At 65.2% G+C, this 24976-nt stretch carries 25 protein-coding genes; 7 read left to right on the forward strand and 18 right to left on the reverse strand.

Going from position 1 to position 24976, the window contains the following annotated elements:
* Window positions 1-19 precede the first annotated feature (19 nt).
* The 3 genes from ACVWYQ_RS37305 to ACVWYQ_RS37315 form a co-directional block, all read right to left on the reverse strand.
* Window positions 20-1531, reverse strand: a complete 1512-nt coding sequence (locus tag ACVWYQ_RS37305) for a tripartite tricarboxylate transporter permease (RefSeq protein WP_057027170.1) — start codon at window positions 1529-1531, stop codon at window positions 20-22.
* A 3-nt stretch (window positions 1532-1534) separates the two neighbouring features.
* Window positions 1535-2026 (reverse strand): tripartite tricarboxylate transporter TctB family protein, encoded by a 492-nt coding sequence (locus ACVWYQ_RS37310; RefSeq protein WP_456727072.1) that lies wholly within the window; start codon window positions 2024-2026, stop codon window positions 1535-1537.
* 140 nt (window positions 2027-2166) lie between these two features.
* Window positions 2167-3159: a tripartite tricarboxylate transporter substrate binding protein gene (locus tag ACVWYQ_RS37315; RefSeq protein WP_128262639.1), complete on the reverse strand. Its 993-nt coding sequence runs from the start codon at window positions 3157-3159 to the stop codon at window positions 2167-2169.
* 216 nt (window positions 3160-3375) lie between these two features.
* Here ACVWYQ_RS37315 and ACVWYQ_RS37320 point away from each other — a divergent pair, with 216 nt between their 5' ends.
* Window positions 3376-3855 carry an SRPBCC family protein gene (locus ACVWYQ_RS37320; RefSeq protein WP_271545247.1) on the forward strand — a complete coding sequence of 160 codons (480 nt, stop codon included), beginning with the start codon at window positions 3376-3378 and terminating at the stop codon, window positions 3853-3855.
* Window positions 3856-3862: 7 nt separating this feature from the next.
* On the opposite strand, the gene ACVWYQ_RS37325 is transcribed toward ACVWYQ_RS37320, so the two are convergent.
* From ACVWYQ_RS37325 to ACVWYQ_RS37375, 11 genes are all read right to left on the reverse strand, one after another.
* Window positions 3863-4633, reverse strand: coding sequence for a DUF3298 and DUF4163 domain-containing protein (locus ACVWYQ_RS37325; RefSeq protein WP_404546272.1), 771 nt, complete (start codon window positions 4631-4633; stop codon window positions 3863-3865).
* A gap of 31 nt (window positions 4634-4664) precedes the next feature.
* The gene (locus ACVWYQ_RS37330) at window positions 4665-4961 is read right to left on the reverse strand and encodes a nucleotidyltransferase family protein (protein ID WP_109144401.1); all 297 of its coding nucleotides are present in this window, start codon (window positions 4959-4961) and stop codon (window positions 4665-4667) included.
* Window positions 4962-4996: 35 nt separating this feature from the next.
* Window positions 4997-7153 (reverse strand): methylmalonyl-CoA mutase, encoded by a 2157-nt coding sequence (scpA, locus tag ACVWYQ_RS37335; RefSeq protein ID WP_271545245.1) that lies wholly within the window; start codon window positions 7151-7153, stop codon window positions 4997-4999.
* Window positions 7150-7335, reverse strand: a complete 186-nt coding sequence (locus ACVWYQ_RS37340) for a hypothetical protein (RefSeq protein WP_157281468.1) — start codon at window positions 7333-7335, stop codon at window positions 7150-7152. The genes scpA and ACVWYQ_RS37340 overlap by 4 nt, the downstream gene beginning before the upstream one ends.
* Window positions 7336-7343: 8 nt before the next feature.
* Entirely contained in the window at window positions 7344-7808 is a 465-nt protein-coding gene (locus tag ACVWYQ_RS37345) for a GFA family protein (RefSeq protein WP_057027174.1), read from the reverse strand.
* Window positions 7805-9676 (reverse strand): methylmalonyl-CoA mutase family protein, encoded by a 1872-nt coding sequence (locus ACVWYQ_RS37350; protein ID WP_271545244.1) that lies wholly within the window; start codon window positions 9674-9676, stop codon window positions 7805-7807. Before ACVWYQ_RS37350 ends, ACVWYQ_RS37345 begins: the two co-directional genes overlap by 4 nt.
* Window positions 9677-9757: 81 nt before the next feature.
* Window positions 9758-10249 carry a 2-amino-4-hydroxy-6-hydroxymethyldihydropteridine diphosphokinase gene (gene folK / locus ACVWYQ_RS37355; protein ID WP_271545243.1) on the reverse strand — a complete coding sequence of 164 codons (492 nt, stop codon included), beginning with the start codon at window positions 10247-10249 and terminating at the stop codon, window positions 9758-9760.
* A gap of 1 nt (window position 10250) precedes the next feature.
* Complete coding sequence (folB, locus tag ACVWYQ_RS37360; RefSeq protein ID WP_271545242.1) at window positions 10251-10619, reverse strand: dihydroneopterin aldolase; 369 nt, start codon at window positions 10617-10619, stop codon at window positions 10251-10253.
* Window positions 10616-11476 carry a dihydropteroate synthase gene (gene folP, locus ACVWYQ_RS37365; protein ID WP_271545241.1) on the reverse strand — a complete coding sequence of 287 codons (861 nt, stop codon included), beginning with the start codon at window positions 11474-11476 and terminating at the stop codon, window positions 10616-10618. The genes folB and folP overlap by 4 nt, the downstream gene beginning before the upstream one ends.
* A gap of 237 nt (window positions 11477-11713) precedes the next feature.
* Window positions 11714-12121, reverse strand: a complete 408-nt coding sequence (locus ACVWYQ_RS37370; protein WP_036005985.1) for a DUF4332 domain-containing protein — start codon at window positions 12119-12121, stop codon at window positions 11714-11716.
* A 24-nt stretch (window positions 12122-12145) separates the two neighbouring features.
* Window positions 12146-12511, reverse strand: a complete 366-nt coding sequence (locus ACVWYQ_RS37375) for a hypothetical protein (protein ID WP_057027235.1) — start codon at window positions 12509-12511, stop codon at window positions 12146-12148.
* A gap of 339 nt (window positions 12512-12850) precedes the next feature.
* Between ACVWYQ_RS37375 and ACVWYQ_RS37380 the strand changes: the two genes are divergently transcribed.
* Together ACVWYQ_RS37380 and ACVWYQ_RS37385 are read left to right on the forward strand one after the other, a co-directional pair.
* Window positions 12851-14479 carry a helicase HerA-like domain-containing protein gene (locus ACVWYQ_RS37380; RefSeq protein ID WP_271545240.1) on the forward strand — a complete coding sequence of 543 codons (1629 nt, stop codon included), beginning with the start codon at window positions 12851-12853 and terminating at the stop codon, window positions 14477-14479.
* A gap of 376 nt (window positions 14480-14855) precedes the next feature.
* Entirely contained in the window at window positions 14856-16250 is a 1395-nt protein-coding gene (locus tag ACVWYQ_RS37385) for a M20/M25/M40 family metallo-hydrolase (RefSeq protein WP_157281489.1), read from the forward strand.
* A gap of 238 nt (window positions 16251-16488) precedes the next feature.
* Here ACVWYQ_RS37385 and ACVWYQ_RS37390 read toward each other — a convergent pair whose 3' ends face one another.
* Entirely contained in the window at window positions 16489-17268 is a 780-nt protein-coding gene (locus tag ACVWYQ_RS37390; RefSeq protein WP_271545238.1) for a class II aldolase/adducin family protein, read from the reverse strand.
* 208 nt (window positions 17269-17476) lie between these two features.
* On the reverse strand, window positions 17477-19126 hold the full coding sequence (locus ACVWYQ_RS37395; protein WP_271545237.1) for a glycosyltransferase family 39 protein: 1650 nt from the start codon (window positions 19124-19126) through the stop codon (window positions 17477-17479).
* Window positions 19127-19456: 330 nt separating this feature from the next.
* Here ACVWYQ_RS37395 and ACVWYQ_RS37400 point away from each other — a divergent pair, with 330 nt between their 5' ends.
* Window positions 19457-20317 (forward strand): DUF308 domain-containing protein, encoded by an 861-nt coding sequence (locus tag ACVWYQ_RS37400; RefSeq protein ID WP_271545236.1) that lies wholly within the window; start codon window positions 19457-19459, stop codon window positions 20315-20317.
* Window positions 20318-20461: 144 nt separating this feature from the next.
* Entirely contained in the window at window positions 20462-20881 is a 420-nt protein-coding gene (locus ACVWYQ_RS37405) for a MucR family transcriptional regulator (protein ID WP_157282430.1), read from the forward strand.
* A 161-nt stretch (window positions 20882-21042) separates the two neighbouring features.
* Here ACVWYQ_RS37405 and ACVWYQ_RS37410 read toward each other — a convergent pair whose 3' ends face one another.
* Complete coding sequence (locus ACVWYQ_RS37410; RefSeq protein WP_157282431.1) at window positions 21043-21471, reverse strand: SufE family protein; 429 nt, start codon at window positions 21469-21471, stop codon at window positions 21043-21045.
* Window positions 21472-21540: 69 nt separating this feature from the next.
* On the reverse strand, window positions 21541-21996 hold the full coding sequence (locus ACVWYQ_RS37415; RefSeq protein ID WP_271545235.1) for a DUF5330 domain-containing protein: 456 nt from the start codon (window positions 21994-21996) through the stop codon (window positions 21541-21543).
* A 413-nt stretch (window positions 21997-22409) separates the two neighbouring features.
* On the opposite strand from ACVWYQ_RS37415, the gene ACVWYQ_RS37420 reads away from it, so the two are divergent.
* Window positions 22410-24260: a sensor histidine kinase gene (locus tag ACVWYQ_RS37420; RefSeq protein ID WP_271545234.1), complete on the forward strand. Its 1851-nt coding sequence runs from the start codon at window positions 22410-22412 to the stop codon at window positions 24258-24260.
* Window positions 24253-24969, forward strand: a complete 717-nt coding sequence (locus ACVWYQ_RS37425) for a peptidoglycan-binding domain-containing protein (protein ID WP_456727073.1) — start codon at window positions 24253-24255, stop codon at window positions 24967-24969. The genes ACVWYQ_RS37420 and ACVWYQ_RS37425 overlap by 8 nt, the downstream gene beginning before the upstream one ends.
* The last annotated feature ends 7 nt before the right edge of the window (window positions 24970-24976 follow it).

A 24976-nucleotide genomic window follows, 5' to 3' on the forward strand; every position in this document is an offset into this window, starting at 1 on the left:
GAGGCCCGCCCGCCCGATATCACCGGGTCGTTGCCGCGGCGGTCTGCGGCTGTTTCACCTTGCGCCAGATCCACACCATGACCGGCCAGAGCAGCGCGCCGATCGCCATCGCGGCGAGGATGGCCGCGACCGGACGCTCGAAGAACGGCAGAATGCTGCCGTCCGACTTGATCAGCGAGGTGACGAAAGCCTGCTCCACCATGGTGCCCATGACGATGCCGAGCACCATGGCGGCGACGGGATAGCCGTTCGTCTCCATGACATAGCCGATCACGCCGAAAGCGGCGACGGTGACGACGCCGAACATGTTGTTGCCGATCGCGAACGAGCCGACCGCGCAGCACAGCATGATGATCGGCATGATGGCCGAGCGTGGTGCCAGCAGGATGTAGGTGGCGACGCGGATCATGGCGATGCCGAGCGGGATCATCAGGATATTCGCGATGATGAACATCAGATAGATCGCGTACATGCTCGACGCCTTCTCGGTGAACAGCGTCGGGCCGGGATTGAGCCCCTTCATGTAGAGCACGCCGATCGCAATCGCGGCGATGGTGTCGCCGGGGATGCCGAACAGCAGCGAAGGCACCCAGCCCGAGGCGATGCTGGCATTGTTGCTGGCGCCGGCCTCGACCAGGCCCTCGACATGGCCGGTGCCGAACTTTTCCGGCTCCTTGGAGAAGCGTTTCGACATCGCATAGGAGACCCAGGCGGCCATGTCGGCGCCGGCGCCGGGCAGCACACCGATGATGATGCCGACGATGTTCCCGCGCGTCATCTGCCAGCGATAGAGCTTGGTCAGCTTCCACTGGCCGGCCATGATGCTTCCGAATTTGCGCCGCGGCAGCGGCGGCGGCTCGGGCGTCAGCATCGCGCGCATCACCTGCGCCACCGCGAACACGCCGACGAGGGCCGGGATCGGCTCGATGCCGCCGAACAGGTCCGTAAGCCCAAAGGTGAAGCGCGGGACGCCGCCGGGATTCTCGATGCCGATGCAGGCGACGAGCAGGCCGATGAACATGCCGGCGATCGCCTTGACGGGCGAGGAACGCGCCACCAAGGTGGCGCACATCAGGCCGAGCAGCGCCAACCAGAAATATTCGAAGGTCGAGAACGACAACGCGATCTCGGCGAGCGGCGGCGCCAGGATCATCAGCGACAGCACGCCGGCGATGCCGCCGACCGCGGAGAACCAGACGCCGGCGCCTAGCGCGAGCTCGGCCTGGCCCTTGCGCGTCATGGCGTAGGCTTCATCCGCGTAAGCCGCGGATGCGGGCGTGCCCGGGATACGCAGCAGCGCGCCGGGAATGTCGCCGGAGAAGATCGCCATCGAGGACGCCGCCACGATGGTCGCGATCGCCGCGATCGGTGACAGATAGAAGGTGACGGGGACGAGCAGGGCGGTTGCCATCGTCGCCGACAGGCCCGGCAGCGAGCCGATTACCAGCCCATACACGGAGGCTGCGAACATGGAGATGATGACCTCCCAGGTGGAGATCAGCGCGAACGCATCAATCAGGGTCTTCAACATCGATCACCAGGGCGTCGGCAGCAGGCCAACCGGCAGCGGCACGCGGAGCAGCTTGCCGAAGATGAGATGAATGGAGAACGGCGAGAGCATCGCGAGCGGCAGCGCCAGCTTCAACTTCGCCCCGAGCGCGGTCGAGGTCACGTAGACCATGATCGCCGCGGTGATGATGAATCCGAGCCGGTCGGCGGCAAGAACGTAGAACAGCAGCAGCGCCGGCGGCAGCAGCGCGCGCAGGCCGTAGAGCTTGCCCTGCGGCGGCGGGGCAGCCGCCTGGCCGTCCTCGAACGGGACCAGCTCTTCCTCCTCCTCGAAGGAACGGCCGATCCCGAACACGATCGCGAGCCCGCACAGTGCAAGGCCGCAGCCGATCACCAGCGGAAATACATTGGGGCCGACCGGCTGCCCCGGCACCGGCGGCAGAATGTAGCCGCCATAGGCGGCAGCCGCGCCGAGCGCGACGAGAAACGATCCCGTGACGGAGTCGGGAAGACGCATAGGGGAGTCCTACAGGAGGTGCGCTCCCTCTCCCCGCTTGCGGGGAGAGGGTTGGGGTGAGGGGGAGTCTCCGCCGGGGAGGTGAGAGATGGACTCGCGGAGAGTTCCTCGCACCCCGATCAAGGCGTCGCAGGTGCGGATCACGCCTTGCTCAGGCCCGCGGCCTTCATCGCCTCGCCCATTTGGGCGTCGCCCTTGTCCATGAAGCCCGCGAAATGGGCCGCATCGCCCCACACGGTGCCGAAGCCGCGATTGCTCATGAAGTCCTTGAACTCGGCGGAGTCGTAGACCTTCTTCAGCGCGGCGGTGAGCTTGGTTGCGATCTCCGGCGGCAGATTTTTCGGCCCCGCAATGCCGCGCCAGGCGCCGGTTGCGTAGTCGATGCCCATGGCCTCCTTCAGCGTCGGCACGTCCTTGAACACCGGATTGCGCGCGGGCGCCATGATGGCAAGGCTCCTGGCCTTGCCGGCCTCGATGATGGCGCGCGCTTCCGGCACCGAGCAGGTGGTGAGATCGACACCGCCGGCCGCGAGATCCTGCATTGCGGGTGCCGCGCCGTTCGACGGCACCCAGGCGACCTGGTTGGCGGGCAGGCCCATCGCCTGCATCCAGCCGACCAGCGCCAGATGCCAGATGCCGCCCTGGCCGGTGCCGGAGGCCTTGAACTTCCCCGGAGGCGCCGCCTTGATCGCGTCGGCGAGCTCCTTGACCGTCTTGTAGGGCGAGGAGGAGGAGACCTGGATGCCGGGCGGATCCTCGTTCATCAGCGCCAGCGGCGTGTAGCTCTTCGGCGTCAGGTCGGTGAGGCCCTGCCAGTGCATCATCGAGATTTCGACGGTCAGCATGCCGATGGTGTAGCCGTCGGGCTGCGCGGTCGCGATCGCGCTATGGCCGACCACGCCGGAGCCGCCGGTGCGGTTGACCACGTTGAAGGGCTGGCCGAGGTCTTTCTCCAGCAGTGCTGCGACGATGCGCGCGGTGGCATCGGTGCCGCCGCCGGCGCCCCAGGGCACGATCACGGTGACCGGCCGGGCCGGATAGGCTTGCGCAAGTGCGGGCTTGAAGCCGAAAGCGGCGGAGGCCGCGATAGCGGCGGTGGAAGCCGCAAAGGTGCGGCGTGAAATCTTGGACATTGAATCCCTCCCAGCGGCGCCCGTGATGCCGGGCGCTCTTGTCAACTCGGGCATTCTAGTCGGCTTTGCGTCGCCGCCGCAAGGTAGCGCTACCAACCGGAAGGCCATGTTGTGTGAAAGCAGACGCCTCCTCGAACGGGCGGTCGGAAATCGGGTGGGTTTTGTCCGCGCGCCTGGCCAACCTCTGCGCGCAACGAAACCAAAGGCAAGCCACCGATGACCCAAGCCTATTACAGCGCCGTGCTGGACCACCCGCTCGACGACGTCTGGTCCCTGATCCGCGATTTCAACAACTACCCCGCTTATATCGACGGCGTGAGCGAGAGCGAGATCGAAGACAACAGGCGCGGCGATGAAGTCGGCGCCGTCAGGCGCTTCTGCTATCTCGGAAACTGGATCCGCCAGCGCCTGGTCGGTCACTCGGACGACCAGCACAGCCTGACCTATGCCGGTCTCGAAGCGATACCCTATCCGCAAGACGACGGCGGCCCGAGTCCGGCGCCGACGCGCTACCAAGGCACCATGCACCTGCGTCCGATCATCGAGGGCAACCGAACCTTCATCGAATGGTCGGTTGCGCTCGAAACTGAACCTGCGGACGCCGAGCGCTGGAAAGCGTTGTTTGCCTCCTGGATTCCCGATTGGACGGATTCCCTCGCGCGGACGCTGGCCCGAACCCGTCCGCGATCCCGTTAGCCTGAGCTCACGGCTCGTCCGCGTCGCCCTTGGGCCGCGCGCCGCCGAAGATGCGGGCGCCCTCGGCCGTGAGGTAAGGCCTCAGCGTCTCCCACGGCACGAAGGCGACATACTCGCCCTCGGCGTAGGGACCGACGGCATAGGGCGGATAGTGGAAGGTGAGGCCGGAGCTCTTGCCGGCCGCGGTGGAGGGCCCGAGCGTCACCGCGCCGATCTTGAGGAGGCGCGGCTCCACGGACTTGAACCACTCGTCGGTCGCGGTCTCTCCGGCGCCGCGCTTCTTTTTCTCGTCCTTGATCGAAGCGATGATGGCCTTCACCATCGCCTTCATAGTGGGGCCGCCATCGGCGGTCTCGGTGAAGAACGGGCGGATCGAGATGCGCTTGTTCGCGGCCTTGTCCCACAGGATTGTGTTCACGTCCGAGTTGGGATGCGCGCCGCCTGTGTTCATGTAGTCGTTGCGCAGGACGCTGACATACCGGTCGGCAACCACGGAGCGGATTTCATATTTGCGCTCGAACTCCCAGCCGCCCTCCTTGAAGAACTGCGGGTCCGCTTTGTGCGCGGCAGCGGCTTCCGCGCCATTCTTGTCGAGCCACTTCTTGCCCTCCGCGAGGCAGTCCGCCGCCAGCGCCGCATCCGCCTTGATCCTGTCGCCGAGGAAGACGCGCGCTTCGATGCTCTTGGTCTTGACGATCGTATCGGGTTTGGGATCGGCGGCGTGGGCGGAAAACGCACATGTTGCGCTCAGCGCCAGGGCGACGCTCAAACCGGCGATGAACTTCAAGGTTAGTGCTCCTGCGTGAGCGTCAGAATATTTCGACAATATCGTCCGCGATCCGCTCCGCAAAGCGGGGAGAAATGGAGCGGCGAACAGTTGCCTGTGCTTGCAAGCCAGTCGCATCCTCGATGATGTGCTCGACATCGATCAAGTTGAGCAGGGAAAACGAGGTGTCCGGCTCGATCTCGACGAGCACGTCGATATCGCTATCAGGCCGATAATCGTTGCCGGCTCGCGAGCCGAAGATGGCAAGCTTTGCTACGCCCTTGCCTCTGATGGCATCCGCGTTCTTGCGTATCGCAGCGACGATTTCGTCACGCGTCATGGACACACCTGGCCGTCACACGGCCAGTCTATCATCTACTCCGCCGCCTCGCTATGCCCCAGCCGGGCGTTCAGCTTGCGGATCAGCTCCTCGGCGGCGTCCGCGATCACCGTGCCGGGCGGGAAGATCGCCTCGGCGCCGGCGGCATAGAGCGCATCGTAATCCTGCGGCGGCACCACGCCGCCGACGATGATCATGATGTCGTCGCGGCCCTGCTTCTTCAGCGCGGCTTTCAGCTCCGGCACAGCGGTGAGGTGGGCGGCGGCCAGCGAGGAGACGCCGAGAATGTGCACGTCATTCTCGACCGCCTGCCGCGCGGCTTCGTCGGCGGTGGCAAACAGCGGCCCGATGTCGACGTCGAAGCCGATATCGGCGAACGCCGACGCGATCACCTTCTGGCCGCGGTCATGGCCGTCCTGGCCGATCTTGGCGACCAGGATGCGCGGGCGGCGGCCTTCGGCCTCCTCGAAGGCGTCGATCAGCGCCTGAACCTTCTCGACCTGGGTGCCCATGCTGGACGCCTCCCGCTTGTAGACGCCGGTGATGGATTTGATCTCGGCGCGGTGCCGGCCGAACACCTTCTCCATCGCGTCCGAGATCTCGCCGACGGTCGCCTTGGCGCGTGCCGCATCGATCGCGAGCGCCAGCAGATTGCCGTTGCCTTCGCCGGCCGAGCGCGTCAGCGCGGCGAGGGCGGCATCGACCTCCTGCTGGTTGCGCTCGGCCTTCAGCCGCTTGAGCTTGTCGATCTGAAGCCGGCGCACATTGGTGTTGTCGACCTTCAGGATCTCGATTTTGTCCTCGTCGGTTGGCTTGTACTTGTTGACGCCGATCACCGCCTGCTTGCCGGCATCGATACGTGCCTGCGTCTTGGCCGAGGCCTCCTCGATGCGCAGCTTCGGCACGCCGGCCTCGATCGCCTTCGCCATGCCGCCGAGCTCCTCCACCTCCTGGATGTGGCCCCAGGCCTTGGCGGCGAGGTCGCGCGTGAGCCGCTCGACATAATACGAGCCGCCCCAGGGATCGATGATGCGGGTGGTGCCGCTCTCCTGCTGCAGGAAGAGCTGGGTGTTGCGGGCGATGCGCGCCGAGAAATCGGTCGGCAACGCCAAGGCCTCGTCGAGCGCGTTGGTGTGCAGCGATTGGGTGTGGCCTTGCGTGGCCGCCATCGCTTCCACCGTAGTACGCATCACGTTGTTGAAGACGTCCTGCGCGGTCAGCGACCAGCCCGAGGTCTGGCTGTGCGTGCGCAGCGACAGCGAGCGCGGGTCTTTCGGATTGAACGGCTTGAGCAGCTTCGCCCAAAGCAGGCGCGCCGCGCGCAGCTTGGCAACCTCCATGAAGAAGTTCATGCCGATCGCCCAGAAGAACGACAGGCGCGGCGCGAAGCGGTCGACGTCGAGGCCTGCGGCAAGGCCGGCGCGCAAATATTCGACGCCGTCGGCCAGCGTATAGGCGAGCTCGAGATCCTGCGTCGCGCCGGCCTCCTGCATGTGATAGCCGGAGATCGAGATCGAATTGTACTTCGGCATCTTTTGAGAGGTGTACGCGAAGATATCAGAGATGATCCGCATCGAGGGCGCGGGTGGATAGATGTAGGTGTTGCGCACCATGAACTCTTTTAGAATGTCATTCTGAATGGTGCCCGACAGCTTCTCCGGCGGCACGCCCTGTTCCTCGGCAGCGGCGACATAGAGCGCGAGGATCGGCAGCACCGCGCCGTTCATGGTCATGGACACGCTCATCTGGTCGAGCGGAATCCCTGCAAACAGCGTGCGCATGTCGTAGATGGAATCGATGGCAACGCCGGCCATGCCGACATCGCCGCCGACGCGCGGATGATCCGAGTCATAGCCGCGGTGAGTGGCAAGGTCGAAGGCGACAGAGAGGCCCTTTTGCCCCGCCGCGAGATTGCGGCGATAGAACGCGTTGGAATCCTCCGCCGTGGAGAAGCCGGCATATTGCCTGACCGTCCAGGGCTGGTTGACGTACATGGTCGGGTAGGGGCCGCGCAGGTACGGCGCGATGCCCGGATAGGTCTCGAGAAAATCGAGCCCGGCCAGATCAGCCTCGCCATAAGCGGGCTTCACCAGAATGCCCTCCGGCGTCAGCCACGGTTCGGCGCTGCCGGCAGGGGTGGCAGTTGCAGCTCGCTCGAAAGCGACCTCGGCGAAATTGGGAATGCGGGTCATTCCTTGGAATCCTCAAACCTGCGATTGCGCTCGATCAGCTTTTGCACATTCTTCTTGTAAACGGGATCGTCCAGGCGGCTCTGAGTCACTCGGCCGGTCCCGTCCCAGAGCAGCCATGCGAGCAGCTTTTCAGTCTTCCATTCTGCCAGACCGAGCAACGCTTGTCCGAGCAGTTGAAACATGGACCGCCTCAATCATGATCCGGATGCTGATGGCTGACGATGGTCGCCATCTTCTCCGGTCCGTAATTCTGCTGCGTTGTCTGGCTCGGCAAATTGGCGATGCCGACGACCCAGCCGAGGCGGGATTCGATGCCGAACTGCCGCGTCGGCACCACCCGGTCAGGGCGATCGAAGGTACCGGTCATGATCTCGATCCGGTCGCCGTCGATGCGGCCGAAGCTCAGCGGTGTGCCGCAGGCGGCGCAATAGCCGCGATCGGCGATCGAGGAGGAGCGGAAGAACGACGGCTTGCCCTTGGTCCAGGCGAAATCGGTCTTGTTGATGTCGGCCAAAGAGGCGAACGGCGCGCCGCTCGCCTTCTGGCACATCCGGCAGTGGCAGATCGAAATCCTGGTCGGCGCCGTCATGACCGCAAATCGCACGGCGCCGCATTGGCAGCCGCCGGTGAGAACGGGTTTGCTGGTGTCGGTCATCGCTGTTCCATCCGTCGGTAGGCGTCCTGCAGTGCCGCAAGCGCATCGCCTCCGGCGAAGACAAAGCCCGTGACGCCGGCGGCTCGCAGCGCCGCCTCGGCCTCGGCCGGCCGGCCCGCCAGGTAGATATGTCGCCCGCCGGCCAATTGCAGGGCCTTTGCCGCGGCCTCGGCGTGTTCCGCATAACCCTTGTCGCTGGAACACAGACAGGCCAGCTCGGCGCCGGAGGCCTTGAAGGCCGCGGCCAGCTTGGCCGAATCGGCAAAGCCCTCGCTGCCTGTGGCCTCAATGCCGCCCGCCTCAAAAAAGCTCTTCGCGAACGTTGCGCGCGCGGTGAAATCGGCGGGCGTGCCGAGATTGGCCAGGAACACCTTTGGCCGTGCGCCCCGCGCCTTCAAACTCGCGTCGGATTTGTCGCGCAGCGCCTCGAACGGTTCCGCGAGACGGATCGGAGGCAGCGCCTCGAACTTGTAGGTCTGTTCGCCGTAGGGCGGAAGCGCGATCGGCGCTGCCTTCAGGACAGTGGCTTCGCTCTCGTGCAGGTTCGGAAACTCGCTGGCGCCGGTCAGTATGTCCCTGCGCTTCGCGATATTGGCCTCGCGCGCCTTGCGCGTGGCCGCGACCTTGCTTTGGAACACACCCTGCTGAAGCGCCGCGAACGCGCCACCGGCGCTCTCGCTCTCCTGGAACAGTGCCCACGCGGCATCGCACAGCTGCGCCGTCAGCGTCTCGATGCCGCCAGCCCCCGCCGCGGGATCGCTGACCTTGGCGAGGTTGCATTCTTCCAGCAGCAGAAGCTGCGTGTTACGCGCCACGCGCCGCGCGAACGGATCGGGCAGGCCGAGCGCCAGCGTATGCGGCAGCACGGTGATGGCATTGGCACCGGCCAGTCCCGCGGCGAACGCCGCCATGGTCGCGCGCAGCATGTTCACGTAGGGATCGCGTTGCGTCAGCATGCGCCAGGCGGTATCGGCCGCGATGAACAGCGGTTTCGGCGCCAGCCCGCAAGCGGTCTCGATGCGCGCCCATAGCAGCCGCAGGGCGCGGAACTTGGCCATGGTCAGGAATTGGTCGGCATCGGCGGCGAGCCGCGCATAGACCATGTCCTGCGCGGCTTCCAGCGGAATGCCCGCGCCTTCGATCGCGCGCAGGTAAGCGAGGCCGCAGGCGAGCACGAATGCGAGCTCCTGCACCTCCGAGCCGCCGGCATCATGGATCACGCGGCCGTCGGCGGAGGCGAACGGCCCCTTGAAGCCGAGCCCGGCGAGGCCCTTGATGGCGCCCGTAATCGCAGGGGCAACTTCGTCCCAGGTATAGGGGCTGTGGCCCCACACCGCGCCCGCCGCGAGCGGGTCGAGCCCGAAGCGGATGTTGCAGGCGCCGGGATCGAGGCCGTTGCTCTTCACATATTCCGCGACATGGATCGCGGCCATCCGCGATTGCGGTCCGATCTCGAGCTCGATGCCGATGCCGGCGTCGAGGTGAATGTCTTTCAGGATCTTTGCCACCGCCTCGGCCGACGGTTCCAGGCCGAACCCGCGCGCGCCATTGGCGCCGGCAAACACCAGCGCAAGCCCGCTCGCACCGTTCTCCAGATCCTGCAGCGCCTGCGCGTTCGCGAGCGCCGCATCGGGATGGTCGATCCGCTGCACGATCTGCCACGGCGCAGCCGGCGGTCGGCCCATCACCGGCACAACGCCCTTCGCGCGCGGATAGAGCGGCTCGATCTTGATGCCGTCATAGGTCTTGCCGACCAGCTTCTCGAACGGCGCGCCCTTCAGCACGCCGTCGACCAGCTTGCGCCAGTCCTCAGGCGTGGCCTTGGGAAAATCCGCCGCCAGCGGCAGGTCGTCAGTCACGGAGGTCATGCGGCGCGGGGCTCCCGAAAATCTTGTTATTCGCAGGCGAAATTGCCATGGCGGACCGTTCCTGCAAACGGTTGTTTTTGGTTAACCGGTATCCGGAAGCCGCTCAATCCCTTGCGTCGAGACGCTGGCGAGCCCGTCACGCACACGAATGGCTGAGATCACGCGGTCAGGTGCGATTTCGGCCAGCGGCACCAGCACGAAGGCGCGTTCGAACAGGCGCGGATGCGGCAGCGTCAAATCGGGCTTCTGCAAGGAGACATCGTCGTAGGCGATCATGTCGAGATCGAGCGTGCGCGGGCCCCAGCGCCGGTCTTTCTCGCGCGTGCGGCCGAATTTCTGCTCGACTTTCTGCAGCACGAACAATAGCGCATGCGGATCGAGGCTGGTCTCGATCTCGATGCAGGCATTGATGAAGGGATCCTGGTCCTCGTCGCCCCAGGGCGGGGTGGCATAGTCGGACGAGCGCGCGATCAGCGCCGCCTGTGCCATGCCGCAGATATGCGCGATCGCCTTCTTGAACGTCGTGCGGACGTCGCCGACATTGCCGCCAAGTGCGATCAGCACGCTCGCCATGCTAGGGATGCCGCGAGCGCGTCAGCACGATGCCGACATCGTCGAAGATCGCGGCGATCGGCGCGTGCGGCTTGTGCACGGTGACCTTCACGGCGCGGATGCGCGGAAAGTGCGACAGGATGGCATCGGCCACCGCGCCGGCCGCGCGCTCCAGGAGCTTGTAATTGGTATTCTTGAACGCCGCCGTCGTCGTCGTCACGACATCGGCGTAGGACACCGTGTCCGCGAGCCGGTCGCTGCGCGCAGGCTCGGACAGGTCGGTATAGAGCTCGAGATCGATGACGAAACGCTGGCCGACCTCGGTTTCGTGATCCATCACGCCGTGGCGGGCATGGATCGACAGGCCGGTGACGAAGATCGTGTCGGTCATTGCTTGCTCTCGATGGCCTGCGCCACCCGCAGGGCCTGCAGGGTTTCGGCGACGTCATGGGTCCGGATGATCTTGGCGCCGCGCTGCGCGGCGACCAGATGCGCCGCGATCGAGCCGGCGAGCCGCTCCGATGGCTCGGACGGCGACACCGAGGCGATGAAGCGTTTGCGAGAGGCGCCGACCAGGATCGGCAGGCCGAACATGTCGAGCTCGCGCAAGCGCGCCAGCGCGGTCATGCTCTGCTCGGCGGTCTTGCCGAAGCCGATCCCGGGATCGAGCACGATTTTTTCGCGCGCGATGCCTGTCTTCGCGGCAATATCGAGCGAGCGCAGGAAGAATGTCTTGATATCAGCGACGATGTCGATGGCGGGATCGACGCTGTCGCGGTTGTGCATGACGATGACCGGAACGCCCCTGGCGGCGATCAGCGGTGCCATGCCGGCGTCGCGCTGCAGGCCCCAAACGTCGTTGGCGATCGCCGCGCCCTGGTCGAGCGCGAAGGCCACCACCTCCGCCTTCATGCTGTCGATCGAGACGGGCACACCGAGCGCCACGACGTCCGATAGCACCGGCTTCAGCCGCGCGAGCTCTTCCGCCGCCGTGACCGGCCGGGCGCCCTTGTAGGGCCGGGTGGATTCGGCGCCGATATCGATGATGTCGACGCCGGCGGCGATCATCGCCCGCGCCCGCTCCAGCGCCCGCGCCGGCGCGGTGAACTCGCCGCCGTCGGAGAAGGAATCCGGGGTGATGTTGAGCACGCCCATCACCGCAGGAAGCGGCCCGCCCACGAGCGTCCGCAGTGCGCCGATCCCGGCCGAGCCGGCCGGCGGGACGGAAGGGGAGGGCGAGGCATTCATGCGGCCCGCTTTGCGCGGTCGCGAAGGGGGTGTCAAGCCGGGATTGAGGGCGATTCGCGGCCATTCCGATGCGCACAGACGGCCGAAAGGATGCGATGTTTTTGCCCACACGCCGTCATTGCGAGCGCAGCGAAGCAACCCAGAGTGTCACCGCGGAAAGATTCTGGATTGCTTCGCTGCGCTCGCAATGACGATGCGGGAGCAGTGGTACCCCACCTCTCCGGCTTGATCCGCAGCTTAGTACGTAATCTTCGGCGGCAGCTTCTTGGCCTTGGCGATGATGTCGCCGACCGACTTCTCGGAAGGCAGGACGCGGACCAGCTTCTTCTTCTCGTTGGCCTCGCGCATGCTCTGCGCCAACCTCGCCGGATTTCGATAGGCGAGCTCGCGCACGGTGGTGACGCCGGCGGCGCGGACGAGCCCGACCTTGGCCCTGCCCATGCCGGGGATGCGCATGTAGTCGGAGACGTTGGCCCATTCCAGCAATTGCTGCTCGCTGATGCCGGTCTTGGCCGAAAGCGCCTTGCGGCCCTTCACGGTGGACGCCGCCTCGAGCAGCGCGTCGGTGGTGCGGATTCCTTGCGCCTTCAACTTGTTGGCGGCAAAGGCCGGCAGGCCCTCAATCTCGGAAATCGGATATGTCATGATACTCGATATGAAAAGCGTCGCTCAGGCGAACTGGCTGAGGCCCGGCGTCCCCGCGATGATCTTGCCCATCTGATCCGCTCCGATTTTGTCTCGCCCGTAGCGGAAAAGTTCACGGGCGACGTTTTGAATCTCGGACATGCCGAGCCCCAGGCCCATCAGGCGGGTGCCGACGGCCATCAAGCCGCCGCCCATCAGCCGCGACAGACCGCCACCGCTCTTGGAGGCTTCGATCGCAGCTTCCGCTCCGGGGATCTGGTCGATCAGGGCCTGCACACTGTCGGAAGGGCCCTCGTTGCGAAGGAAGGCCAGGATAATGCCGACGGTCTTTTCAGCGACAGCACCATCTATGCTGGCGTTTGTCGCCAGCCGTCCGATCAGCTCGTCCATAAGACCCCGCCCCTCAGCCGGTTTGCATGCCGGAATATTGCTTTCGAAAATGATCTTGAGCCGGTGTGACGTGAAATACAAGCGATGAACGCAGGCGCCGTCGCGAACGCGCGAAAAGTGTTGCCGCCGTGCAAGAGCCTAGAACGAATCGGCGAAAAATTGCCGCTATGCGAAACGCCTCGTTGCTACTTTGGGCTGACCGTGTCCGTCCGGTCGGACAATGTCGCATGCGCAGGAGCCGCTGAACCGATTTAATCGGCGCACGAGATGCGTTAAACTACGGAATTGGTGCATTCGGGTTTCGAGACGCGAAACTCGGCAGAGAGATCAGAGAGAATAATGACCGCACAGGACAGCAAGCTCGGCGATACCGACGACAAGATCTTCGTCGGCAAGGGAGACGAGCAGGCTTGGCTGACGCTTGCGCTGGCCAATCGCCACGGCCTCGTCACGGGTGCAACCGGAACCGGCAAGACGGTGTCGCTGCAAGTGATGGCGGAAGGATTTGCGCGCGCCGGTGTTCCGGTCTTCGCGGCCGACATCAAGGGCGACCTCTCCGGAATCTCGGAAGTCGGCGAGGCCAAAGACTTCATTCTCAAGCGCGCCGGCGAAATGGGTCTCAAGTTTCAGCCGGACCAGTTCTCGACCGTGTTCTGGGACGTGTTCGGCGAGCAGGGACATCCGGTCCGCGCCACCGTCACCGAAATGGGGCCGCTATTGCTGGCGCGGATGCTCGACCTGAACGAGGTGCAGGAAGGGGTTCTCAACGTCGCATTCCGCGTCGCGGACGAGAACGGCCTGCCATTGTTGGACATGAAGGATCTGCGATCGCTGTTGGATGCGATCGTGCCCGCCAGCGGCAAGAAGGGACCGGATGCTGAGGAAGATCCGTTAGCCGAGATCCGGAAGGCCGCGCAGAGCTTCGGCAATGTGAGCAAGGCGACGGTTGGAACCATTCAACGCCAGCTGCTGGTGCTGGAAAACCAGGGCGGAACGAAATTCTTCGGTGAGCCTGCACTGGAGCTGAAGGATTTCATGAAGACCGATAGCGACGGTCGCGGCATCGTCAACATCCTGGTTGCCGACAAGCTGATGGAGAGCCCCAGGCTCTACGCTACCTTTCTGTTGTGGTTGCTGTCGGAGTTGTTTGAGGAATTGCCGGAAGCCGGCGACCTGCCGAAGCCAAAACTGGTGTTCTTTTTCGACGAGGCGCATCTGCTGTTCAACGATGCGCCGAAGGCGTTGATGGACAAGATCGAGCAGGTGGTTCGTCTGATCCGTTCCAAGGGCGTCGGCGTCTATTTCGTCACCCAAAATCCGATCGACGTGCCGGACAAGGTGTTGGCCCAATTGGGCGGTCGCGTGCAGCATGCGCTGCGCGCCTTCACGCCGCGCGACCAGAAGGCGGTTGCCGCTGCGGCGCAGACCTTCCGGCCCAACCCGAAGCTCGACACCGCCAAGGTGATCACGGAGCTCGGCAAGGGCGAGGCGCTGGTGTCCTTCCTCGAGGGCAACGGCACGCCTTCGATGGTGGAGCGGGTGATGATCCGGCCGCCGACGGCGCGGATCGGGCCGATCATGCCCGAGGAGCGCAAGGCGATCATGAGCAGGAGCCCGGTGAGGGGCAAATACGATACCGCGGTGGATCGTGAGTCCGCCAATGAGATGCTGCAGAAGCGCGTAGCCGGCACGGCTGCGCCTGCCGACGCACAAAATGGTGGAGCCGGCGCAGGCGGCGGAATCCTTGGCCAGATCGGCTCGATCGTCGGCACCGTCTTCGGCACCAACGTCAAGCGAGGTCGTCTGTCGACCGGCCAGGTCATTGCCCGCGACGTGACGCGATCGGTCACCAACCAGGTGATCGGCGGGATGGCCGCCAATATCGGCAAGTCGCTCGGCGGCCAGCTCGGCGGCTCGATCGGCCGTACGCTGGTCCGCGGCGCGCTCGGCGGATTGCTACGGCGTTAGGCAGAGCGCCCGGCGGGCAAGCATGCATCGACCCCTTTCGCGATCTGCAAGGGGCCGAACGTCACACATCCTAGTGAGGCGACTCCCTAAGCCCCTGCCGGTCTGCTAGGTCCTGGACGATCCCAACAAGCCGCCGCGTCCCATGCATGTGATCGACCTCGACTACAATACGGCGAACTGGCCATCCTCATGCTGCTGTCGCTGCCGTGGTTTCCGCTCGCCTTCCAGGCTTGGGGCAACAACCTCGCTGCGACCGCCATCCTCGCAGGGTGTCTCGCCTGGCACATCCGGCATCCGCCGCTTGCGGCTGGCCCCGAGGCCGCACGGGCGCTAAAACCCGGGACCTCTTGAGACTCAAACAACCAGGATAGCAATCATGGCCAACGCGCAGCTCCAATCCGTGCTCGACCACATCGACAAGGATTTCGACAACAGCCTGCAGCGCCTGTTCTCGTTGCTGCGGATCAAGTCGATCTCGGCCGATCCCGCCTTCGCCGATGATTGCAAGGCTGCCGCCGAGCATCTCGCCAGGGACATCGCCAGCCTCGGTGTCGCCACCGAGGTGAGGCCGACCGCGGGTCATCCCGCCGTCGTCGGCAAGACCGGCGCGGGCGGGCGGCCGCACGTGCTGTTCTACGGCCATTACGATGTGCAGCCGGTCGACCCGCTCGATCTCTGGCATCGTCCGCCGTTCGAGCCCGTCGTCACCGATCATGCCGACGGCCGCAAGATCATCGTCGCGCGCGGCGCCGAGGACGATAAAGGGCAGGTGATGACGTTCGTCGAGGCCTGCCGCGCCTGGAAGAAGGTGACGGGCTCGCTGCCGGTCGACGTCACCTTCCTGATCGAAGGCGAGGAGGAGGTCGGCTCGAAGAACTTCGTGCCCTTCATCGAGGCCAACAAGGACGAGTTCAAGGCCGATTACGTGCTGGTGTGCGACACCAGCATGTGGGACCGCAACACGCCGGCGATCACGACCTCGCTGCGCGGCCTGCTCTATGAAGAGCTCAAGATCACCGCCGCCAATCGCGATCTGCATTCCGGCGTGTTCGGCGGCACCGCGATGAACCCGATCCGCCTGCTCACGAAGATCCTGGGTGGCCTGTTCGACGACGACAACCGCATCACCATCCCCGGCTTCTATGACGGCGTGAAGGACACGCCGCCCGATATCCTGGAGCAGTGGAAGAAGCTCGATTTCACGCCCGAGACCTTTCTCAAGCCGGTCGGGCTGTCGCTCCCGGCTGGCGAGAAGGGCAGGCTGCTGGTCGAGCAGGCCTCGACGCGCCCGACCTGCGACGTCAACGGCATCTGGGGCGGCTATATCGGCGAGGGCTCCAAGACCGTGATCCCCTCGCATGCTTCGGCCAAGGTCTCGTTCCGCCTGGTTCAGGGCCAGGACCCGCAAAAGATCCGCAAGGCCTTCCGTGATTACGTGACGGCGCGCATTCCCGGCGATTGCAAGGTCGAGTTCGGCGACCATTCTGCCGCGCCCGCAGTCGCGCTCGACTGGACCATGAAGCCGCTCGCCGCCGCCAGCAAGGCGCTCGCGGAGGAATGGGGCAAGGAGACCGTGCTGATGGGCTCGGGCGCCTCGATCCCGATCGTCGCCGACTTCAAGCGCACGCTCGGCCTCGACTCGCTGCTGGTGGGGTTTGGCCTTGACGACGACAACATCCACTCGCCGAACGAGAAATACGACCTGCAGAGCTTCCAGAAGGGCATCCGCTCCTGGGCAAGGATCCTCGCCGCGCTGGCGGAGGTGAAATAACGCACGGTGCCGTAGGGCGGGCAAAGCGCAGCGTGCCCACTACTTCGCGCGCAAGCCGCAAGATGGTGGGCACGGCGCGATGCGCCTTTGCCCACCCTACGAGACCTCACCCCGTCATTGCTTCGCTGCGCTCGCAATGACGACTCAAATAAAAACGCCGCCCGGAATTGGGCGGCGTTTCATTCCGATACGTGCAGAGGTAGTTCGACGCAAACACTACCTCAATTTCGTGAAAATCTCAAGACCTGTAGCCGGGATTGACGCGGTCGAGCTTCCGCAGCAAGGGCGGCCAAACGAGATTGGTGGCGCGCAGCTCGGCGCGGTCGCGGTTCGACAACAGCTCCGTGTTCTTCTCGATCGCGATCTCCTCGACCGGATAGACCGGCGTGCCGAGCGCGCGCGTGCGCACCTGCATCGAGCAGGCGCGCTCGAGATGGTACATGCGCTCGAACGCGGAGGCGACCGAGCGGCCGACCGTCAGCGTGCCGTGATTGCGCAGGAGCATGTGGTTGTGGTCGCCGAGATCCTTCTGCAGCCGCGGCCGCTCCTCGTGGTCGAGCGCGATGCCTTCATAGTCGTGATAGGCGAGGTCGTGGGTGACGAGCTGGGCGGTCTGGTTCAGGGGCAAGAGGCCTTCCGCGCTGCTCGACACCGCGGTTCCGTCGAGAGTGTGGAGGTGCAGCACGCAGATCGCGTCCTCGCGCACCTCGTGGATCGCCGAATGGATGGTGAAGCCGGCAGGGTTGATGCTGTACTCGCTCTCGGAGAGCTGATTGCCGTGCAGGTCGACCTTGACGAGGCTGGAGGCCGTGATTTCCTCAAACATCAGCCCGTAGGGATTGATCAGGAAGTGATGGTCGGGACCGGGCACGCGCGCGGAGATGTGGGTGTCGACCAGATCGTCCCAGCCGTAGAGGGCGACCAGGCGATAGCAGGCGGCGAGATTGACCCGTTGCTGCCACTCCGCCTCCGTCATGTTGGAGGGGACTTCCCTCAGGCGAGCTTCTGCTGGCGACATGGCTGATCTCTCCGAACCTCGTTGTTGCGGAACGGGAGCGTAGTCGCGGGAGAGGCTTGCGGCAAGGCGCGAGGAGCGTGGCTGTCAAGCGTGGCCCGCATGGAGCGCGTAGCCCGCATGGAGCGAAGCGGAATGCGGGGCAGCTCGCACGATGCCACAGGTCCCGGATTACGCTTCGCTCCATCCGGGCTACGGATACGGAGAAATCCTACGGCGCCGGGATCGACAGCAGGCTGGAAATGCCGCGGCCGCGGATGTCGTAGACGCGCGCGAACACCACGTCGTCGCGCTTGATCTCGACCATGACCGGGGCGGTGAGGCCCTTGCAGTAGAACTCGCCGAGCGTCATGGCGAAATCGGCCGCGTTGGAATCCCAGCCGATGGTGAAGTCGGGCCCGAGCGCCACCTGGGCCGGGCGCTGCGGACCACACACCGCCACCTTCCATTTGCGGTTGCCGGGCGGCACTTCCTGGCGCTCGACGAGCTGCTCGCGCAATCCGTCGGAGGCCTGCTTCAGGGCGAGACCCCAATAGTCCAGCATGAAGCGGTCGTCGGCGCCGCGCACGGTGCCGGCGATGTGGTTGAAGTGCGTGTATTGATAGGGGTGCAGCCGGATCATCTCGGCGAGCGACAGCGCAAGGCCGAAGCAGAAGGTGGCGAGCACGACCGGCTGCCAAGTGCGGTGATTGGCCCGCAGGCGCTCCATGGTCCGGGCGAAGGCGACGCCGCCGAGCACCGCCATCGGCGGGATCACGAAGACGAAATGGCGGATGCCGTTGTAGAGCGCCGGGCGCTTCACCATCGCGATCGCGAGCGGCAGGGTCGCAGCCAGCGTCAGCATCAGGAGGATGGTCTTGCGGCGCGCCGGAACCTCGCGCCGCGGCAGCATGGCGAAGGTGCTGACGATCGCACCGCCCATCAGAACCAGCATCACCTCGGGCAGCTGCAGGGCGAACAGCGTCGGCAGATACGACCAGGGCATGTCGGGCACCGACACGATCGCACCGTCGAACATCTCCTTCCACGGCTTCTCGAAGAAATGCGAGAAGTAGGTCAGCGCCGCCAAGGGATTGCCTGGCTCCATGATCGACCACGGCCAGATCAGGCCCATCACGAGGTAGCCGAGCACGAGGCCTGGCAGCAGCACATAGACGACATGGACGAAGCGGCGAACGGATTCGCGCGGACCTTCGGTGCGCAATTCCTCCAGCAACAGCGGCACGAAGCCGACCACGGCGTAGACGAGCGCGAGTCCGCCGAGAACACGGCAGCCGAGCGAAAGGCCGGCCCCCAAGCCGACGATCAGGATCGTGCGCGGCGATGGCTGCGGATATTCCTCGGCGAGCCGGACGAGGCCGAGCATCAGGACGACCATGGCGACCGCGAAGGGTGCATCCTTCGGGTTCATGAACATGTGGCCGTAAAAGGTCGGGCAGAGCGCAAGCAGGAGGAGGGAGGCCAGACCGGCAAGGGGTCCGCCGATGCGGCGGCCGAGCCGCCATGTCACGGCAAGCCCGATTACGCCGACGATGGCGCCGACCAGACGGCGGGTCTCGAACAGCTCGAGCGGAATGACCTTGTGCAGCAGGGCCGCGACCATGTCGAAGCCGCCGCCATACATGTAGAGATTGGCGAAGGAGAGTGCTGCGGTGTCCTTGAAGCCGGAACCGAACATGCGCAGCAGCAGGTCGGCATATTCGGCGTGGGTGTAGTCATCCCAGCCGAGCCCGTAGTCGCGGAAGGTCAAGCCCGCAATGACGGCGACCGCGGCCAGCACCAGCATGGCGAGATCGTCGCAAGTCCGTTCGATCGAGCGCCGCTGAGGCGTGTCGATCGCCGAAGTCGTGATGGATGTCATGGCTATCGGTGCCCCGGAATCCCCTTTTGGCCCTGCTGGCGCGCGCGGGCCTCAACCCCGGACTCCCTATAGCGCAGTTCCATTACCAAGTAATTGGGCATTATGGCTAAATTCCTGATGCGACGCAGCAATTCCGGTTGGCACCCATTCAGATGACTTTGCGAGCAGCTTTAGCAGTAGCGAGCCTCGGCTGAAGGGAATGTGAATAAGTCCCTGATTTCCTTCCCTTTAGGAACACTGCCCAGAATTGGCCGTTGGCGTGGAACAGCGTATGACGGTATCGTGGCGTAGCGGTTCTCGCGCGTGGATGCGCGGCCGGGGGTGAGTTCGATGAATTTGGCATTGCTGATCGTGGGGATTTGCGCCGTGCTGGCGGGTCTCCTCGCGGTGATTTTCGGCATGACGATCAGGGAATTCAGCCTCGGCGGGACTCTCATAGTCTCCGGCACCATTGGCGTCTGCTCCGGAATGTTACTGATCGGCCTGCATCTGGTGCTGCTCGAGCTCAGGGGCATCGCACGCCGGCTGGCCGGTGCGGTCGCGCCATCCGAGGTTCGGGTCAGGCCCGCGCTGCCGGGCCTCGCTGTGCCTGGCGTAGTCGCGCCCGAGCCGGTGCCCGCTGCGGCGGTGAGAGCCGAGCCGGCGCCGCCGCCACCGCCCGCAAGTCCGCCGCCATGGCAGAGCGAAGCTGCCGCGCGCGAGCGGCCGCATGCCGAGGCACCGCAGCAGGAGCCGGAAGCCCCGACCCCGCCTCCCGCTCCGGAAGCGTCGCGCCGGCGCAACCTGCTGTTCGCCTCGACCTCACGCAAGGAGCGCGAGCGCGCGGAGGCGAAATCCGGTGAAGTTGCGCCGCCGCCTGCGGAGGCGGGTGAGGCTCCCAACTTTCCGCCGCCTGCGAGCTTTGACGTGGCCTGGCCGAAGCCGGACCGTACGCGCGCGTCGGAGCCGCAGGCCGCCCCGCGCCGTCCGCCGCCGCGCTCGCCGTCGCCCCCCGCAGAGACCGCCCCACCGTCGCCACCCGAGCCGCCGCCCGTGGAGCCCGCACCCGTGACGGTGCTCAAGTCCGGCGTCGTCGATGGCATGGCCTATTCGCTCTATTCCGATGGCTCCATCGAGGCGCAGATGCCGGAGGGCATGATGCGCTTTGCCTCGATCGACGAGCTCCGCGCCCATCTCGACCAGCGCGGTTGAGGCGGTCCGCTGAAGTAAAGCGGCGCCTTTCACCAGTAATCAGTGCATCGTCGTCAGTTGTCGTGTTCTAGCCGAATGTATTCTTGACAGTGAATACTTCGGTGGCGTCAATCCCGTAACCACAAGCGGACAAGGGAGGGGCGCATGTCGGATGCGGGGGCGAAGAATTTCATCGAGCTGACCGCGAGCATCGTGTCGGCCTATCTCCGCAACAATCCGACGCCGGCGGCCGAGATTCCGAACCTGATCAGTCAGGTGCATGGCGCCTTGGTGCGGGTCTCGTCAGGCCGCACCGAGACCGCGCCGCTGGAGCCGGCCAAGCCCGCCGTCTCGCTCAAGAAGTCGATCGCGCCCGATTATCTCGTGTGCCTCGAAGACGGCAAGCGCTTCAAGTCGCTGAAGCGCCATTTGCGCACGCAGTACAACATGACGCCGGAGCAGTACCGCGAGAAGTGGGGCTTGCCGGCCGACTATCCCATGGTCGCCCCGAACTATGCGGTGGCGCGCTCGCAACTGGCCAAGCAGATGGGCCTCGGGCAGCAGCAGCGGAAGAAGGGGAAGTAGTTCAGGCCCGAGATCCCGTAGGGTGGGCAAAGGCGCTCTTGCGCCGTGCCCACGAATTCTCACCAATCACACGCAAATGGTGGGCACGCTCCGCTTTGCCAACCCTACGGCAGTTTGCTGTGTGGTTCGGTACGTGCGCTCCTCACTCGAGCGGGCTTTGCTCACGTCGCTTCCGCGAGCGCCTCTCTCGCATCGGTCTTGATGCGCTCGACCATCGAGCGCAGGCCGTTGGAGCGCTGCGGCGTCAGATGATCGCGAAAGCCGAACTCGTTGAACACGGCGATCGCGTCGGTATCGAGGATCTCCCGCGGCGTGCGGCCCGAATACAGCGCGAGCACGATCGCGACCAGCCCGCGCACGATATGGGCGTCACTGTCGCCGCGATATTTCAGGACCGGCTCGCCATTGCTGCGATCGACCGTCTTCTGCAGCCAGACCTGGCTGACGCAGCCCTGGACCTTGTTCTGGGCCGAGTGTTCTGCCTCCGGCATCGGTTCCAGAGTGCGGCCGAGCTCGATGACGTACCGGTAGCGGTCGTCCCACTCGTCCAGAAGCTCGAAATTGTCCCTGATATCGTCGATCGTCGTCATATCGGCCCGCAGTTCCCGCTTACCGCCAATATAGAGACGCGAAGCCCTGAAATCGATAGGGCTTGGACGCTAATTCGCCGGCCCCGGTCCGCGCCATTCGAGCGCAAGGTCATCCTGGGTCAGGGTATCGCGCGGCGCCTCGCTCGCTGCAAGATCGCCTTCGCCGGCCTGCGCGATCGAGCCGGTATGGTCGGGCGCCTTCTTGCTGTCGGTCTTGCCGTCGTTCCTGCCGCCGTCGTTCTTGTCGTTGGTGATCTGCTCTTTCTTGTCGTTGATGATCTGATAGAGCTTCTTCGCGCCGTCCTGGGCGCGCTGGCCGATGATGGTCGCGGCCTGGCCGCCGACCTCGCAGGCCGCCGGCTGGCGCTTACAGAACTGGGTCACGTCGGAAACGGCCGCGGTCGCGGCCTGCACCGCATCGGCGGCGCCGATCTGCGGCAGCTTGTCCGATTCGGGCGTCTTGTCCCGCGGCAGGAGCACCAGCACCAGCCCGAGCCAGAATGTGATGCGGAGCAGAAAGCGCATCTTATCGACCTGTCCGTTAGACTCCGCCCGCGGCGATCTCCCGCGGATGTCGGACCTAGCGATCCTCGATAAATCGCAAGTGATTGCCTTGAGCTTAATTCGCGGAAAATTGACGCAAAATTCTTCCGCAGCGACGTTCCGGTAAATTTTCGATTGACGCCACCGCCCGTGTTTCTGCCGGCCACCCCGCATCCACCAATTCGAAACCATGCGGAGCAGGGTGAAACCCTGCGTTCACCATTCGCAGCGAAGACGTCGCCAAATCGTCTAAAAAGCTCCGCGATAACGCGGTGTCCGGCCCCACGCTGTGCCGCCTTAGCACTCGTTTAAGGTCGCTCTGACACGGTAGCTCAACGACAAGGAGGCGTTCCGGCGCGTCTTCCAAGAGACGATTGAGCCGAAGCGCGAGACCCGTGACAGTTTTGAGTATCATCCGCGATTGTCTCGATGCACTGCTGCATCCCTCCGCGCGCTACGATGCGCTGATGCGCGCACGGCATCGCGCCTTCATGGCACCGCGGCTGCTCGGCAGCCTAGCCGCCTTCGCTGCATTTCCGGTCTATCTCGCCATGCGCGGCGCGCCGAGCGCGATCGAGGTCGCGGCCTTTGCCTGGCTGATCGCGCCGATCATGTTGTCCTGGTTCCTGTCGCGCACCGGCCGTTACGAGGGCGCGCACGTGCTGTCGTCGCTGGCGCTCGCCGGCCTGATCATGGCCGTCGCGATCACGACGGGCGGCATCGAATCCTTCGCCGCGGTCTGGCTGATCGTGGTTCCGCTCGAAGCTGCGCTGTCGGCCTCGCGCCGCGTCGCGGCGTTCGCCTCGCTGCTCGCGCTGTCCTGCGCCGGAATGCTGATCCTGGTGAGCCAGCTCGGCTGGTTGCCGGTGGTTGAGCCGAGTGCCGCCGAGCGCGGCGTGCTGATGGCTTTCGGCGTCACGTCTGCCACTCTTTATGCCGCCGGTCTCGCCTTCGGCGCGGAATCGCTCGCGCGCACCAGCGTTGCGCTGTTGTCGCGCGAGGAGGAGCGTTACCGCCTGCTGGCGCGCAACATGAGCGATGTCATCTCGCGGCATCAGCGCAACGGTGCGGTGCAATTCATCTCGCCGGCGGTGGAGGCCATGCTCGGCATGCAGGTGGCCCAACTGCTCGGCCACGGCCTGTTCGACCGCGTCCACGTCGCCGATCGGCCGGCCTATCTCACGGCACTGTCCGACGCGGCGCGCGGCGAGGTGCGCAGCGTCGAGTTCAGGCTGCGGCGCGAGCCCGCCGCCGAGCGCGGCCAGGTCGATTTCATCTGGGTCGAGATGCGCTGCCGTCCGCTCGATCAGGACGGCGCGCGTGACGTCACGTGCGAAGCCGAAGTCGTTGCCGTGATGCGCGACGTCACCGACCGCAAGCTTTTCGAGCAGGCGCTGGACCAGGCGCGCAGCGCCGCCGAAGCGGCCGATGCCGCCAAGACGCGCTTCCTCGCCACCATGAGCCACGAGCTGCGCACGCCGCTCAACGCCATCATCGGCTTCTCCGAGATGATCGCGCAGGAGCAGACCCTGATGCTGGGTGCTGCGCAGCGCAAGGAATACGCCCAGCTGATCAACGATTCCGGCCAGCACCTGCTGTCGGTCGTCAACGGCATCCTGGACATGTCGAAGATGGAATCGGGCAATTTCGAGATCGCGTCCGAGCCGTTCGCGCCGCGCGCTTCGCTATTGCATTGCTGCAATCTGCTGGCGCTGAAGGCGCGGGAGAACGGCATCGACCTGATCACCGACGCGCCGCAGGACCTGCCCGTCATGACTGGCGATCCCAGGGCCTTCAAGCAGATCGTGCTCAACCTCGTCGCCAACGCCATCAAGTTCACCGAGCGCGGCGGTCAGGTCTGCGTATCGGCCGCCGTGTCCGGTTCGCAGCTGACGCTGCGCATCAGCGACACCGGCGTCGGCATCGCGCCCGACGATCTCAAGCGCATTGGCGCACCGTTCTTCCAGGCCGGCACAACCTATCAGCGCCGTCACGAGGGCACCGGCCTTGGACTTTCGATCGTGAAGAGCCTCGTGGCGTTGCATCTCGGCGAATTGACGGTACAAAGCAGGTTGGGCGAGGGCACCGCGGTCACCGTCAAGTTGCCGCTCGTCTACACGCCGCCGCAAGCCAAGCCGGCCGAGCGCAAGATTGCGACGCTGACGCCGGCGCTGCGTCAGGATCTTCAGGACCAAGCTCACGACCAGTCTCAGGACCAACCCGCTCTGGTGAAGAAAAGTGCCTAAGAAGTCTGCCAAGGACGAAGCCGCTCCGCGCCGCCGTGGCGCCAAAGCTGCGGTCATCGACGTCGAGACCGAGCGCAACCTCGTGATGCGCGTGCTGCTGCACAGCCCCAAGGACACGCTGGCAGGCCTCGTCGCCGTCGCCGCGATCGCCGCGATCGTTGCCAATGCGCTGTTCCTCCAGACCGGCCGGCACCCCGCGCCGATGTTCGGCACGGTGATCAATCTTCCCGCGCCGTCGTCCGTGCCGCTGTCGAATCCCATGCCGCGTCCACGTCCCGTCGGCGCCGATACCTCGCCGCTCGAGCCGCGCGCCACCGAGTTCCGCGTCGAGCCCAAGCCTGTCGAGCCCAAACCCCCCGAGCGTGCCGCCGAGAAGCCGCCCGAGAAGCCGGTCGAGGCGACCGCCTCGACGCGCTCGAATGATCCGATGACCAATCTGGTCAAGGCGACCACCTCGACGCCGCCCGCGGCCCTGCGTCCGCCGGCGCCGATCCCGGCGCAAAGCCCGGCCGCACGCCGCATTGCCGGCGTGCAGCGCGCGCTGTCGGAATACGGCTACGGCAATCTGAAGATCACGGGCAGCATGACCGGCGAGACCCAGGCCGCGATCCAGAAGTTCGAGCGCGAGCACAAGATGCAGGTCACCGGCCAAGTCTCCGACCGTCTGCTGCGCGAGCTCGCCGCCGCGATCGGCCATCCGGTCGAATGATTGTCAC

The organism is Bradyrhizobium sp. USDA 3397, from assembly GCF_054060965.1.

What these genes read in the sequence shown, in the direction of transcription:
- ACVWYQ_RS37305 (WP_057027170.1), bottom strand. Translation starts at nt 1,531, where the DNA reads ATGTTGAAGACCCTGATTGATGCGTTCGCGCTGATCTCCACCTGGGAG.
- ACVWYQ_RS37310 (WP_456727072.1), bottom strand. Translation starts at nt 2,026, where the DNA reads ATGCGTCTTCCCGACTCCGTCACGGGATCGTTTCTCGTCGCGCTCGGC.
- ACVWYQ_RS37315 (WP_128262639.1), bottom strand. Translation starts at nt 3,159, where the DNA reads ATGTCCAAGATTTCACGCCGCACCTTTGCGGCTTCCACCGCCGCTATC.
- ACVWYQ_RS37320 (WP_271545247.1), top strand. Translation starts at nt 3,376, where the DNA reads ATGACCCAAGCCTATTACAGCGCCGTGCTGGACCACCCGCTCGACGAC.
- ACVWYQ_RS37330 (WP_109144401.1), bottom strand. Translation starts at nt 4,961, where the DNA reads ATGACGCGTGACGAAATCGTCGCTGCGATACGCAAGAACGCGGATGCC.
- scpA (WP_271545245.1), bottom strand. Translation starts at nt 7,153, where the DNA reads ATGACCCGCATTCCCAATTTCGCCGAGGTCGCTTTCGAGCGAGCTGCA.
- ACVWYQ_RS37340 (WP_157281468.1), bottom strand. Translation starts at nt 7,335, where the DNA reads ATGTTTCAACTGCTCGGACAAGCGTTGCTCGGTCTGGCAGAATGGAAG.
- ACVWYQ_RS37345 (WP_057027174.1), bottom strand. Translation starts at nt 7,808, where the DNA reads ATGACCGACACCAGCAAACCCGTTCTCACCGGCGGCTGCCAATGCGGC.
- ACVWYQ_RS37350 (WP_271545244.1), bottom strand. Translation starts at nt 9,676, where the DNA reads ATGACCTCCGTGACTGACGACCTGCCGCTGGCGGCGGATTTTCCCAAG.
- folK (WP_271545243.1), bottom strand. Translation starts at nt 10,249, where the DNA reads ATGGCGAGCGTGCTGATCGCACTTGGCGGCAATGTCGGCGACGTCCGC.
- folB (WP_271545242.1), bottom strand. Translation starts at nt 10,619, where the DNA reads ATGACCGACACGATCTTCGTCACCGGCCTGTCGATCCATGCCCGCCAC.
- folP (WP_271545241.1), bottom strand. Translation starts at nt 11,476, where the DNA reads ATGAATGCCTCGCCCTCCCCTTCCGTCCCGCCGGCCGGCTCGGCCGGG.
- ACVWYQ_RS37370 (WP_036005985.1), bottom strand. Translation starts at nt 12,121, where the DNA reads ATGACATATCCGATTTCCGAGATTGAGGGCCTGCCGGCCTTTGCCGCC.
- ACVWYQ_RS37375 (WP_057027235.1), bottom strand. Translation starts at nt 12,511, where the DNA reads ATGGACGAGCTGATCGGACGGCTGGCGACAAACGCCAGCATAGATGGT.
- ACVWYQ_RS37380 (WP_271545240.1), top strand. Translation starts at nt 12,851, where the DNA reads ATGACCGCACAGGACAGCAAGCTCGGCGATACCGACGACAAGATCTTC.
- ACVWYQ_RS37385 (WP_157281489.1), top strand. Translation starts at nt 14,856, where the DNA reads ATGGCCAACGCGCAGCTCCAATCCGTGCTCGACCACATCGACAAGGAT.
- ACVWYQ_RS37390 (WP_271545238.1), bottom strand. Translation starts at nt 17,268, where the DNA reads ATGTCGCCAGCAGAAGCTCGCCTGAGGGAAGTCCCCTCCAACATGACG.
- ACVWYQ_RS37395 (WP_271545237.1), bottom strand. Translation starts at nt 19,126, where the DNA reads ATGACATCCATCACGACTTCGGCGATCGACACGCCTCAGCGGCGCTCG.
- ACVWYQ_RS37400 (WP_271545236.1), top strand. Translation starts at nt 19,457, where the DNA reads ATGAATTTGGCATTGCTGATCGTGGGGATTTGCGCCGTGCTGGCGGGT.
- ACVWYQ_RS37405 (WP_157282430.1), top strand. Translation starts at nt 20,462, where the DNA reads ATGTCGGATGCGGGGGCGAAGAATTTCATCGAGCTGACCGCGAGCATC.
- ACVWYQ_RS37410 (WP_157282431.1), bottom strand. Translation starts at nt 21,471, where the DNA reads ATGACGACGATCGACGATATCAGGGACAATTTCGAGCTTCTGGACGAG.
- ACVWYQ_RS37415 (WP_271545235.1), bottom strand. Translation starts at nt 21,996, where the DNA reads ATGCGCTTTCTGCTCCGCATCACATTCTGGCTCGGGCTGGTGCTGGTG.